The sequence below is a fragment of the Streptomyces sp. NPDC058371 genome, assembly GCF_042723265.1.
Taxonomy (GTDB): Bacteria; Actinomycetota; Actinomycetes; order Streptomycetales; family Streptomycetaceae; genus Streptomyces.
Map to the genome: position 1 here is coordinate 601,252 of NZ_JBHXJC010000001.1, position 12,526 is coordinate 613,777.

Annotated in this window: 13 protein-coding genes; 12 read left to right on the forward strand and 1 reads right to left on the reverse strand. The window is 71.1% G+C overall.

Annotation, left to right across the window (positions count from 1 at the left end; all coding sequences use genetic code 11):
* From ACFWM2_RS02590 to ACFWM2_RS02640, 11 genes are all read left to right on the forward strand, one after another.
* Nucleotides 1-1,644 carry a hypothetical protein gene (locus ACFWM2_RS02590; protein ID WP_383272185.1) on the forward strand — a complete coding sequence of 548 codons (1,644 nt, stop codon included), beginning with the start codon at nt 1-3 and terminating at the stop codon, nt 1,642-1,644.
* 51 nt (nt 1,645-1,695) lie between these two features.
* Entirely contained in the window at nt 1,696-2,436 is a 741-nt protein-coding gene (locus tag ACFWM2_RS02595) for a ThuA domain-containing protein (RefSeq protein ID WP_383272187.1), read from the forward strand.
* The gene (locus tag ACFWM2_RS02600) at nt 2,433-3,203 is read left to right on the forward strand and encodes a sugar phosphate isomerase/epimerase family protein (protein WP_383272189.1); all 771 of its coding nucleotides are present in this window, start codon (nt 2,433-2,435) and stop codon (nt 3,201-3,203) included. Before ACFWM2_RS02595 ends, ACFWM2_RS02600 begins: the two co-directional genes overlap by 4 nt.
* Entirely contained in the window at nt 3,200-4,183 is a 984-nt protein-coding gene (locus ACFWM2_RS02605) for an NAD-dependent epimerase/dehydratase family protein (protein WP_383272191.1), read from the forward strand. The genes ACFWM2_RS02600 and ACFWM2_RS02605 overlap by 4 nt, the downstream gene beginning before the upstream one ends.
* 109 nt (nt 4,184-4,292) lie before the next feature.
* The gene (locus tag ACFWM2_RS02610) at nt 4,293-5,063 is read left to right on the forward strand and encodes a GntR family transcriptional regulator (protein ID WP_383272193.1); all 771 of its coding nucleotides are present in this window, start codon (nt 4,293-4,295) and stop codon (nt 5,061-5,063) included.
* A gap of 260 nt (nt 5,064-5,323) precedes the next feature.
* Nucleotides 5,324-6,358 carry an SIS domain-containing protein gene (locus ACFWM2_RS02615; RefSeq protein WP_383272195.1) on the forward strand — a complete coding sequence of 345 codons (1,035 nt, stop codon included), beginning with the start codon at nt 5,324-5,326 and terminating at the stop codon, nt 6,356-6,358.
* A gap of 55 nt (nt 6,359-6,413) precedes the next feature.
* Complete coding sequence (locus ACFWM2_RS02620; protein WP_383272197.1) at nt 6,414-7,319, forward strand: N-acetylglucosamine kinase; 906 nt, start codon at nt 6,414-6,416, stop codon at nt 7,317-7,319.
* Between the two features lies 1 nt (nt 7,320).
* A complete protein-coding gene (locus ACFWM2_RS02625; protein WP_383272199.1) occupies nt 7,321-8,235 on the forward strand; it encodes an alcohol dehydrogenase catalytic domain-containing protein in 915 nt (304 codons plus the stop codon).
* Nucleotides 8,236-8,436: 201 nt separating this feature from the next.
* Entirely contained in the window at nt 8,437-9,903 is a 1,467-nt protein-coding gene (locus ACFWM2_RS02630) for an FAD-binding protein (protein WP_383272201.1), read from the forward strand.
* Between the two features lie 100 nt (nt 9,904-10,003).
* Nucleotides 10,004-10,741, forward strand: coding sequence for a hypothetical protein (locus ACFWM2_RS02635; RefSeq protein WP_383272203.1), 738 nt, complete (start codon nt 10,004-10,006; stop codon nt 10,739-10,741).
* 182 nt (nt 10,742-10,923) lie between these two features.
* Nucleotides 10,924-11,538 carry a sigma-70 family RNA polymerase sigma factor gene (locus ACFWM2_RS02640; protein ID WP_383272205.1) on the forward strand — a complete coding sequence of 205 codons (615 nt, stop codon included), beginning with the start codon at nt 10,924-10,926 and terminating at the stop codon, nt 11,536-11,538.
* 181 nt (nt 11,539-11,719) lie between these two features.
* Here the strand turns inward: ACFWM2_RS02640 and ACFWM2_RS02645 are convergent, their stop codons facing one another.
* Complete coding sequence (locus tag ACFWM2_RS02645; protein ID WP_383272207.1) at nt 11,720-11,911, reverse strand: CsbD family protein; 192 nt, start codon at nt 11,909-11,911, stop codon at nt 11,720-11,722.
* 114 nt (nt 11,912-12,025) lie between these two features.
* Between ACFWM2_RS02645 and ACFWM2_RS02650 the strand changes: the two genes are divergently transcribed.
* Nucleotides 12,026-12,421 carry a VOC family protein gene (locus ACFWM2_RS02650; RefSeq protein ID WP_383272209.1) on the forward strand — a complete coding sequence of 132 codons (396 nt, stop codon included), beginning with the start codon at nt 12,026-12,028 and terminating at the stop codon, nt 12,419-12,421.
* Nucleotides 12,422-12,526 lie beyond the last annotated feature (105 nt).

Here is a 12,526-nt window from a genome sequence, read left to right on the forward strand (position 1 = left end):
ATGCCGATCAACCCCCAGCTCAGCCGCCGCACCCTGTTCAAGGGCGCCGCCTTCACCGCGCTGAGCGCCACCTCGCTGTCCGCGCTGACCGCGTGTTCCGACGGCACAGGGGTGAGCGCCGCCCCCGCCGGCAAGGCCGTTCCCATCCCCACCTATGTCGAGCCGGCGAACAAGCCGAAGCCCCTCCTGCCCGGCACCGCGCAAGGCGTCATGGACGTCTACGCCTCCTTCCCGCTGAACGGCGCACGCACGGTGAAGCAGGCGCCCGGCGACGGCAAGGAGTTCGAGTTCCTGGTCATGACCTACGGGCAGCCCGCCCCCTCGCTCGGCGAGAACGTCTACTGGCAGCTGCTGAACAAGGAGCTGGACCTCCAGCTCAAGCCGCTCAGAGTGCCGTACGCCGACTTCGGCACGAAGTTCCCCGCACTCGTCGCCGGCAACGACCTGCCCGAGGTCGTGTCCGTGCCGATGGGCATGAACGTGTCCCGCCTGCCCCAGCTCGCCCAGGCCCAGTTCACCGACCTCAGCGAGTACCTGTCGGGCGACGCGGTGAAGAAGTACCCCAATCTCGCCGGCATCCAGGAGGCGAGCTGGCTCAACGGCTACCTCAACGGCCGTCTCTACGCCGTCCCGAAGTCGGACCCGCCGTTCACCAGCCAGCTCTTCGCCAAGATCGACGTACTGCAGAAGGCCGGGGCCAACCCCGAACCGAAGACGCTCGCCGAGTTCAAGGAGATGGCGAAGGCCGTCACCGACCACAAGGCCGGCGTCTACGCGTTCTGCGGCGTCGTCAACGACATGCAGACCGTCGAGAACATGATGATGATCTTCGGCGTGCCCAACCGGTGGACGCAGAAGGGCGACGGCAGCTTCGTCTCCCACTACGAGCACGAGCAGTTCATACCCGCCGTCGCCGCCGTCGCCGACCTGAAGAAGGCGGGCTACTTCCACCCCGACACCGCGACCATGAGCGAGGTGCAGCGCGGCGCGCTCTTCCGCGCCGGGAAGATCGCCATCATGGTCGACGGCAACCGCTCGGTCGGTATCACCTTCGACGACCACGACGTCAAGTTCAGCATGATCCCCCCGTTCGAGAAGGACGGCGGCAAGGCCACCTACTGGCAGGGGACCGGTGCGTACGCCATCACCATGCTGAAGAAGACCAGCGACAAGAAGCGGATCGACCGCTTCCTGAGGGTCCTGGACTACCTCGCCTCACCCTTCGGCTCGCAGGAGTCCTTCGTCCTCAGCTACGGCGTCAAGGGCAGCGACTACACGGTCAAGGACAAGGCCCCCGTCCTCAGCAAGCAGGGTCAGCGCGAACAGGACCTCGGCTTCGCCTACATCGCGGGCGGACCCCAGGTGCTGTGCGACCCGCAGGGCGCCCCCGGCGTCGACGCCATGTACCACGCGTGGCAGTCCAAGGCCGCTCCGCTGCTGCTGCCCAATCCGGCCGCCCACCTCTACTCCGCGACGTACGACACCAAGGGCGCCTCCCTCGAACAGCAGATGAAGGACGCCATCACCGCGGTCACGCTGGGCCGTTCACCCGCCTCCAGCCTCAAGGACGCCGTGCGCACCTGGAAGCAGAACGGCGGCGACCGGATGGCCAAGGAGTACGCCGAGTCCGCACAGAAGGCGTAACCGCACCGCACGGCCGCGCCCCGCACGCGGCCGTCCCCAGGAAGGACCCGGATGAAACTGCGAGGCTCCGCCTCGGCGCTGGTGGTGGTGGAAGGAACCGACCTCCACCACGACCTCATCGGCGCCGCCCTGGCGCTCCAGGAGATCGTCACCGAAGCCGGACTGTCCACGGCGCGCGCCGTCGGCCTCGACCGCTTCACCGACCCGATGCCCGCCACCGCGGAAGCCGACGTGTACGTCCTGTACCGCTCGTCGACCGTCTTCGAGCCGCGCCAGCAGAAGGCACTGGCCGACCTGGTGGCCGCCGGGAAGGGGCTCGTCGTGCTGCACGCCAGCAACCTCTTCGGCTTCGGCGAGGGCGGCCTCGACGCGGACCGCACGGCGTACGAACTCATCGGGTCCCGGTACCTCTCCCACGGCGACTCCGGCTCCGAAGGCCGCTTCGACGTCCGGATCCGCGCCGACCACCCCGTCACCCGCCACCTGGACGACTTCGCCATCGACGACGAGTACTACGTCCTGGAGTACGCCGACGACGTACAGGTCCTCGCCGACCGTGAACGGCCCGACGGCTACCCCGAACCGCTCGTCTACGTGCGCGAGCACGGCGCGGGCCGGGTCTGCTACAGCGCACTCGGCCACGACCCGCGCGCCTGGGGCAGCCCCGGCTTCCGGCAGCTGGTGCGACAGGCCGCACTCTGGGCCGCCGGGCTCGACGACGTGGACAGCGTGGACAGCTGGTCCACCCGCTGGCCGCTGGGCAACGGGCGCACGATCGGAGACCGCGCATGACCACGTCCCCGCCGCCCGTGATCGCGGCGCAACTGTGGTCGCTGCACAGCGAGGCGGCCCACGACCTGCTGGGCGTCCTGGCCAAGGTCGCGGCACTCGGCTATCCGGCGGTCGAGACGATCAGCCTGTACGGACACCAACCCGCCCGCGTACGCGCCGAGTTGGACGCCCTGGGTCTGGTCCTGTGCAGCGCCCACGCCCCCTTCCCCGTGGGCGAGGACGCCGACGACATCCTCGACACCTACGAGGCGTTGGGCGCCGGCACTCTCGTATGGAGCCTGGAGCCCGAGGAGTTCACGACTCTCGACGCCCTCCATCGCGGCGCCGAGCGCATCAACCGCGCCGCCGCGAACGCCGCCGTACGCGGCATGACCCTCGCCTACCACAACCACTTCGCGGAGTTCCGCAACGTCTTCGACGGCCGCACCGCGTACGACATCCTGCTCGACGCGCTCGACCCCGCAGTGCTCCTCCAGCTCGACACCTACTGGGCCCACACCGGGGGCGTAGATCCGGCCGCACTCGCCGCGTCGCTCGGCGAGCGTCTCCTCTCCGTCCACCTCAAGGACGGGCCGGCGCGCGGCATGGACGACCACATGGTGCCCTTCGGCGAAGGAGTCGTGGATGTGGAGGCCGCCGCCCGCGCCAACCCGGCCGTGCGCTGGAACATCGTGGAAATGGACCGCTCCCACCACGACATGTACGAACTCCTCGGCCGCAGTTACGCACATCTGGTCGGGCGCGGCCTGGCCCGCGGAAAGCGGTGAGTTCCACGATGCGCGTCCTCTTCCTCGGCGGCACCGGCGTCCTCAGCGCCGCCTGCGTGTCCGACCTCGCCGGGCAGGACATCGAGTTGACGATCGTCACGCGGGGCGGTGACACGCGCCGACCCGTCCCGCCTCAGGTCAGGCACCTGCAGGCGGACGTCCACGACGCCGCCGCGATGGACGCCGCGCTCGCCGAGACCGAGCACTTCGACGTCGTCGTCAACTTCATCGGCTACCACCCCGACGACGTCGCCGCCGATGTCGCCCGCTTCACCGGCAGGACAGGGCAGTACGTCTTCATCTCCACCGGCTCGGTCTACGCCCGTCCCGCGCCCCGCCTCCCCGTGGACGAGTCCTCCGCCCGCCGCGCCGCGGACTTCGACTACCCGCGGCTGAAGCTGGAGTGCGAGGACGCCCTCGAACGCGCCTACCACCGGGACGGATTCCCCGCGGTGATCGTCCGGCCCGCGCACGTCTACGACGAGACGGTGGTGCCGCTCCTCGCGGGCTGGACGGCCATCGACCGCTGGCGACGCGGGCTGCCCACCGTCGTGCACGGCGACGGCACCTCGCTGTGGAACCTGATGCACGCCCGCGATTTCGCCCACGCCCTGACCCGGCTGCTCGGCGACGACCGGCTCACCGGCGAATCCCTGCACATCACCTCGGACGAGCTCCTCACCTGGGACGGCATCCACACGGCGCTGGCCCGCGCCGCCGGCGTCGAACCGCTGCTCGTGCACCGCTCCAGCGAGGACATCGGCCGCGAGATCCCCTGGATGGGGACCGTACTCACGGAGGACTTCCGGCATTCCCTCATCTACGACAACAGCAAACTCCACCGGCTGCTCCCGCAGTTCACGCCGGGCACGCCCTTCCGCCGGGGCGCCGTCGGCATCGTCGACTGGTTCGACGGCGATCCCGGGCGCCGGCGTACCGACAAGGAACTCGATGCGGCCTTCGACCGACTGGCCGGATGAAACGGGGCGCCCGAATGGAACAATGGACCGGAACCGAACAACGGACCGGAACCCACGCGAATTCGACACCGCAGGCAAAGCTGCAGGAAAAAGGGAAGGTCAGGACACGGTGAACACGACGCCTGAGGACACCTTGGCGCCCATCGCCGCGGACCATCACGAACCCCTGTGGGTCCAGGCCGTCGCGGCGATCGAGCAGCGGGTCAAGGACGGTTCGCTCCCGGCCGGACGTCGCCTTCCCGCCGAGCGTGAGCTCTGCGGTCAACTGGGCATCAGCCGCGTCACGTTGCGGCGCGCCCTGCGTGAGCTGGTCGAGAAGGGGGTGCTCAGGTCCTCGCACGGACGCGGCTGGTACGTCGCGGAACACGGCGGCACCGACCGGGAATGGCCCAACTTCCTGGAGTCGTTCAGCGAGACCGCGCGCCGCAAGGGCCTGACGCCCTCCTCGCTGGTGCTGAGCGCAGACGTCAGCCCGGCCTCGCTCGACGAGGGCGACGAGTTCGGGGTGGCCGCGGGGACGGAACTCTTCCGGCTGGACCGGGTCCGGATGCTCGACGGGCTGCCCATCGGCGTCGACTCCTCGCGGGTCCCGCTGAACCTGGCCCCCGGCCTGGGGCAGGTCGACTTCGCCCACGCATCCATGCTGGACGAGCTGACCGCGACCGGATCCGAACCCGTCAACGCCGAGTCGATGGTCGAGTCGCGCGGCTGTCCCGCCGACCTCGCTCCGCACCTGGACATGGCTCCCGGTGATCCGGTGCTGGTCATGGAGTCGGCGATGACGGACGCCAAGGGGCGGGTCGTGCTGATCACAACCATCACCTATCGGGGTGACCGGTACCGGCTGCGGACGTCGTTCGCGCGGGGCGGGTCGGCCTGAGGCGACGTCCTCCTACGACGTGCGAACGGGAAAGGCCGGCGCAGCGGGCTGACCACCGTCCCGGCGCCCCGGCGCCAGGTGCCCGTGTGCCGGCTGGGCGGATGTCCGCTTCCGCCCACCTCCATCCCTGCGTACGTCTCATAGCGCGAGCCGCAGGTCTCGTACGCCAAGCAGGCCTTGTGCCGCCCGTCGAGCGCTTGACGCCACCCGCAGTCGCAACCCGGCGCCGACATCGGGGCGCCCCCATGAAAGGAACTCCCGTGCCCGCAGCTCCCGAAGGGACCATTCCGTACTCCCAGGGCCGAGCGGCACAACCCGCCGCCCTGGAACGGATCGTGTCCCGCGTTGCCGCTCAACTCGACGTGACAAGCCGCGTGTTGACGGCTCGGCGTCCCGTCTTCACGGGCATCGGCGCGAGCCATGCCGCGCTCGCGCTGCCCGTACGACTGCTGGAGGAGCACGGTCTGCCCGCCCGCCGCGTACTCGCCGGTGACCTCGTGCCCGAGGCGGTCTTCGCCGACGCGGACCTCGTCATCGGGGTGTCGCAGTCCGGCCGCAGCACCGAGACACTCGACGCGCTCGTCCAGGTCGCACGCGAACACCGCGCCGCCCTGGTCAACGCGGCCTCCTCGCCGCTCGCCGAGAGTGCGGCGCACCGTATCGACCTCGGCAGCGAACCCGACAGCTACGCCTCCACCGTCGGCTACACGGGCACACTCATCGCGCTGACGATGATCGCCCGAGCCCTCACCGGCCGGCAGCCGGCAGAGATCACCGCCGAATGGGCGGGCATCGCAGGGCTGTTGGAGGAACAGGAGCGGGCGATCGCCACCACGGTCGACGAGTTCGCCGTACGAGCCGCCGACACGGTCGCCGCGGACCTGGTCGCCTCCGGGGCCGCACGCAGCGTCACGGAAGCCGGAGCGCTGCTGCTGCGCGAGGTCTGCCGGGTGCCCGCCACCGCCCTGGCCACCCGCAACTACCTGCACGGCGCCATGGAGTCGGCCGGCCGGACCCTGCACGTCACGGTCGGGGACGGCCGCGAACTCGACCTCGCCCGCACGCTGGCCGAGGCGGGCCACCCCACCCTCGCCCTCACCGGCGCACCCCTCACCGGCGCCGGCCTGCTCCACGTCGCCCCGATCCCCGGTCACCTCTCCCCACCGGTCCGCACGGTCCTGCAGACGATCGTCGTGCAGCGCCTCGCGGGCGCGCTGGCCCAGGCACGTGGCGTGGACATCGAGGACTTCGTCTTCCACCACGCCGACACGAAGAGCGAGGAGCCCGTCGGATGACCCCGACCCCGTTCAAGAACCGCACGGGCAACACCGAGACCGAGGAGCGCGGGGCATGACGACCGTCTTCGCAGGCATCGACATCGGCGGCACGAAAACCCACATCCTCCTCGCCGACGCCGTCACTCACACGGTGACCGAGGATGTCACCCTCCCGAGCACCGACTGGCAGACCCGCGACCTCCACCGGGCGGCGGACTGGCTCATCGCCCGGCTGAGCACCATCGCCGACGACGCGGAGTTCGTCCGCGTCGCCGTCGGCGCCCACGGTTGCGAGACCACCGCGCAGTGCGCACTTCTCGCCGGAGCCCTGCGCACCGCGCTGGGCGGCATCCCGGTGACCGTCGTCAACGACGCCGAACTCCTCGTCCCGGCAGCCGGGTTCGAGCACGGCATCGGAGTCGTCGCGGGGACCGGCTCCATCGCTGTCGGGCGGCATCGCGACACCGGCGTCCGGCTGTCCGCGGGAGGCTGGGGGTGGGTCCTGGGTGACGAGGGGTCGGGCTCCGCTCTGGTGCGCGAGGCCGCACGCGCGCTTCTCACCCACGCCGACACCGGCACTGACCTCTCCGCTGACCCTCTGACGAAGGCACTGCTCAGCTCCTACGGCGCGGCGGACCTCCCGGCGCTGGCCGCCGCGATGAGCTGGGACGGCGGCGTGGAGACCTGGGGGCGCCACACCCACGCGGTCTTCAACGCGGCGGACGAAGGCTCGGCCCTGGCTCGCGACGTCATCGCACAGGGCGGCCGCGCTCTGGCCGACCTGGTGATACGCCTGGCCGAGCGCGGTGCCCGCACCGACACGGTCGTCCTCGCCGGCGGCGTCATCACCGGCCGGCCGCGTCTTTGGACCGCTGTCACCGACCGTCTCGCCGACGCGTTGCCGGGGACCGCACCGCATCTGCTCACCGCCCCGCCGGCGCGCGGAGCCCTGACCCTGGCACTGAACGGAGGCCACTGACATGCGCTGGTCCCAAGTGATCTCCGCCCGCACGAGCGAGTCCGTCGAGGCCCCCGACACCCCGCCGCGCCCCGGCGAAGTCGTCGTACGTACGGTACTGAGCGGTCTGTGCACCTCCGAACTGCCCGCCTGGACGGGACACGACGGAGGCACGCCCCTCCGCCTGGGACACGAACTGTCCGGTGAGATCAGCGCGATCGGCCCCGGGGTCCACGGATGGACCGTCGGTGAATACGTCACCGGCTTCGCAACAGGGGCCCTCGCCGAGGCCGTTCACGTCCCGGCCAGGGATTTGGTCCCGCTTCCCCCCAACCTGAGCGCCGACACCGTCCTTGGCGAGCCGGTGGCCTGCGTGGTCGAGGCGCTGTCGAGATGCGGCCTGACTCCGGGGCGGCGGGTCGCTGTCGTCGGGCTGGGCTTCATGGGGCTGATCGCCGTCCAAGTGGCCGCGGCCGCCGCACCGGTTCATCTCGTGGGCGTCGACCGGCGACCCGAGGCCCGTGCCCTCGCCACCGGTCTCGGCGCGCACGCAGGGTGCGCGCCCTCCGATGCCGAACCCGGCTCCTTCGACATAGTCGTCGAGCTCACGGGATCGGCCGGTGGTCTGCAGCGGGCCGGTGAACTCACTGCGGAACACGGCGTGTTGTGCATCGCCGGCTACCACCACCACGGTCCCCGCGCCCTGGACATCGAGCTCTGGTACCGGGGCGTCACCATCGTCAACGGCTTCACCCCGCAGCGCCACCGACAGCTCCAAGCACTGCGTGAGGGACTGCAATTGATGTCCGACCGGCGGCTGACCCTGGAGCCGCTGCTGACCCACGAGGCCCCACTGGACGACCTCGACGCGGGATTCCGCCGACTCGCCAAGAAACCCGCCGGATTCGTGAAGTGTGTCGTACGGCCCGGAACGTGAACCCAGGGCAGACCGGTTCACCCTTGTCGTCGGGCCCGGGCTCCGCGGGGAGCTGCCCGCGATCCCGCCGGCACAGGGCCCGGTCCGGCTGATCGTGCCGGGGCGCGGGCACTATCGTCCGTAGCCGACCTGCTCCGCCGGACAGGCCCTAGTATTGACGGCCGTTGCCCGCTCCATTCGGCCCCGCCCCAGGAGGCGCGCATGCCCCGGACGCCATCGCGACGTACCGCACTGCACGGCCTCGTGGCCACCGGTGCCGCGGTGATCGGGCTGGACCCCTTCACGCGCAGTTGGGCGGTCGGCGCGTCCGACCGCCCGCTGACCGAACTCCCGCCGCTGGACGGGACTGTGCATACGGACGAGGCGTCGCTCAACGCTGCCGCCGACGACTTCGGTCACATCGTCCATCGGCGTCCGGCCGCGGTTCTGCGGCCGGGTTCCGTCAGGGATGTCGTCGCGATGGTCCGCTTCTGCAACGCACACGGGCTGCCGTGCGCCCCACGCGGTCAGGGCCACGCCACCCGTGGCCAGGCACAGGTCGACGGCGGCCTGGTCATCGAGACCACACCGCTCGACGCCATTGGTTCTGTCGGACCCCGGAGTACGACGGTCACCGTCGGGGCGGGTGCCAAGTGGAGCGACGTGGCCAAGGCCACCTCGGCCCGCGGACTCACACCCCCGACCTTCACCGACTACCTCGAACTCTCCGTCGGCGGCACGCTGTCGGTCGGCGGTCTCGGCGGCCAGACCCACCGGCACGGCGCCCAGGTCGACAACGTCACCGAACTCCAAGTCGTCACCGGTGCAGGAGAGTTCGTCACCTGCTCCCCGGTCCGCCACCGTGACCTGTTCCTCGCCGTACTCGCCGGACTCGGCCAGTGCGGCATCATCGTCGGCGCCACCCTGCGTCTGGTCCGCGCCCCCGAGACCGTGCGCCACTACCTGCTGCCGTACGACGACCTGCGGACCTTCCTCGACGACCAGCGACTGCTCGTGCGGGAAGGCCGATTCGCCTATGTCGAGGGCCAGGTCACCGCGGACACCAACGGGGACTTCCGTGGCTACCTCCTGGAAGCCGTCGCCTATGGACCACCCGTCGGTCCCGCCCCTGACGACAGCGCACTGTTGCGGGGGCTGCGGCACACCCCGTCCGGGGTTCAGACGTCGGACCTCGCCTACTACGACTTCCTCGACCGGCTCGCCCCCGGCATCGCCGCGCTGAAGGAGGCGGGACTCTGGTCGCACGCCCACCCCTGGCTCAACCTGTTGCTGCCGGGGCGTTCGGCAGAGGCGCTCGTCACAACCGTGCTGGACGACCTCACCCCGGCCGATCTCGGCTCAGGCGTCGTCCTTGTCTACCCGCTGCTGCGCGAGCGGCTCCACACTCCGCTGCTGCGCACTCCCGACGACCCGGTGCCGTACCTCTTGGCCGTCCTGCGCACCACCCCGCCCGACGACACGGTGACCGTCAACCGTCTCCTTGCCGCCAACCGCACGGCTTACGACACCGTCCACGCGGCCGGGGGCACCCAGTACCCGGTCGGCTCCATCCCCTTCGACCGGGCTGACTGGCGCGAGCATTTCGGCCCCACCTGGCGACGGCTGGCCACTGCGAGAAACACGTACGACCCGCGCGGAGTTCTGGTGCCGGGACAGGGCATCTTCTGACGGTTGTTGCGGATCACGCCTTCCGGATTGAGCGACGCACAGGTCGATTTCCGTACCCGACCATGACGCCCGAGCTCCGGATGCGAGGATGAGGCCCGTCATGACTGCTGGGTGGGGTTCTCGCACGCTTCGGTCCGCGGTGTTCGCGGTCGTCTGTGTGCTGCTCGCCGCCCTCGGGCACGCCATGATGTCCGGCTCCACGGTGCCCTGGTGGGCGATGGCCGGGGGAGCCGTGGTGACTGGTGGCGCCGGCTGGTCGCTGACCGGCAGGGAGCGCGGACCGGCGCTGATCGTCTCCGTGGTGGTCGTCGCCCAAGGGCTGCTCCACACGGCGTTCTCGCTCGCGCAGTCGCTGTCCTCCGGCGGGACTCAGGGCTCGGGCTCGGCCGGCATGGGCTCCATGTCGACGGGCACCATGGGCCATGACAGGGGCGCCGGTCCCCTGGGCGCCATGCACATGAGTTCCGGGCACGCGGAGTCGATGGATGCCATGGATATGGGGCACATGGGCGCAGGCCCCACGACTCATCCGGCACACGACATGGGCGCCCTGTCCGTGTTCGGCCTGTCCTCGGTCGGCATGCTCGCCGCCCACCTGTTGGCCGCGCTGCTGTGCGGCCTCTGGCTCGCGCACGGCGAGCGCGCCGTCTTCCGCATTCTGCGGGCCGTGGCCGGCCGGCTGGTGGCACCCCTGCGACTGCTGCTCGCCCTGCCCACACCGCCGCACCGTCCGCGCATCCGCGTACGCCGTGGTCACGCGAGGCGGGTGCCGCGGCGGCTCCTTCTGGCCCACGCGATCACCTCCCGGGGTCCGCCCGTGGGGACCGCTGTCATCTGAGACAGCCGGTTCCCCGAGGTGCCGCCCCGCGCGCCTCGGGCTTCGGCCGTACCTCTGCGTACGGCCGCACCCCCGCGCCGGACCACCGCGCCCACCGCCCTCCCGCCACGACGCCGACGCGCCACCGCGTCCCGGCGAGGGCTCCGGTCGGTGCGGACCCGGATGACCGAGAAGGACTCCAGGTGATCACTCCTGCCCTGCCCGCCGCGCGCGAGGCCGGCCGGCGAACGGCATCGGTCGACGAGTCGATAACCGCCTGGGCGCTGGCCGCCCGCGGTGGCGACCCGGACGCCGTCGACCGCTTCGTCCGCGCCCTGCACCGTGACGTCGTGCGATACGTCGCCCATCTGTCCGCGGACCCCCAGGCGGCCGACGACCTCGCCCAGGACACGTTCCTGCGCGCGCTCGGCAGCCTGCACCGGTTCGAGGGCCGTTCCTCGGCGCGCGCCTGGCTGTTGTCCATCGCGCGCCGCGCCGTGATCGACAGCCTTCGGTACGCCGCCACCCGGCCGCGGCCCGCCGACCTGCCGGACTGGCGGCCGACCGCCGAGCGCGTGCAGCCGCGTGGCCTGCCCGGCTTCGAGGACGGCATCGCACTCCTCGACCTGCTCGCCGCACTGCCCGACGAACGCCGTGAGGCATTCGTCCTCACCCAGTTGACGGGGCTGCCCTACGCGGAGGCGGCCGAGATCAGCGGCTGCCCCGTCGGAACCGTCCGCTCCCGAGTGGCCCGCGCCCGCGCGACCCTCATCACGCTGCTGGCCGAGGCCGACACGTCCCCGGCGCCGGCCGCCTGACAGAACGGGAGCCGGTGTTCGTCACGAGGACGGAACACCGGCACCTTGGGCTCGCCCAGGCGAGACGACTGCCGGGCCGGCGAAGCGCACTTTCCCACCGGCCCGGTGGGGAAGTCCGCTTCGCCCGCCCGGTGGGGAGGCATTCACCGCGGGCTTCGCGGGAGCCTCCCCACCGGTGGTGTCAGTGGCGGTCGTTCTTCATGGAGCGGCCGGTCTCCTGGGCTCGCTCCTGGACCTTCCCCCGGACCTTCTTGGCCTCGCCGCGCGCCTGGTCGAGCTTGCCCTCGACCTCGCGCTCGTGGTCGCCGGTGGCCTTGCCGGTCATCTCCTTGGCCTTGCCCTTCATCTTGTCCATACCGCCCTTGTCGACCATGACTTCTCCTTGGGTGGGGGGTGCTTGCCCGCCCAACGTAAGTGGGGAGGAGCAGGCCCCGCCCGCTGAAGCGTCACGTTCCGTAGTCGGGGTCCGGGCCGCTAGCGTGACCGGATGGAGACTCCACCGCGTTTCACGCTGTCCGCGTCCGTGCTCGACGCGCCCGACGCCCGTGAGCTGGCGGCGTTCTACCGGGAGCTGCTCGGCTGGCGGGTACGGGCGGACGAGCCCGACTGGGTGATGCTCGCTCCGCCGGAGGGCGGGCCCGGCCTGTCGTTCCAGACGGAGCCGCGGTTCGTCCGGCCGCGCTGGCCCTCCGCCCCCGACGCCCAGCAGATGATGGTCCATCTGGACATCGAGGTCGACGACCTGCCCGCGGCCGTCGCCCGCGCCACGGCGCTGGGGGCGACTGCGGCCGAGTTCCAGCCGCAGGACGACGTACGGGTCCTGCTCGATCCAGCGGGCCACCCGTTCTGTCTCTTCGTGCGGACCACCGACTCCGGTGGCTGAGAGGGGACTTCATGGGCGCGGGCGCTGCGGCGGCGGGGGCGCGTTCAGGGCTTGCGGGCAACTCCGGCGTACAGCGGTACCGGTTCGTCGCCATGCAAGGATTCG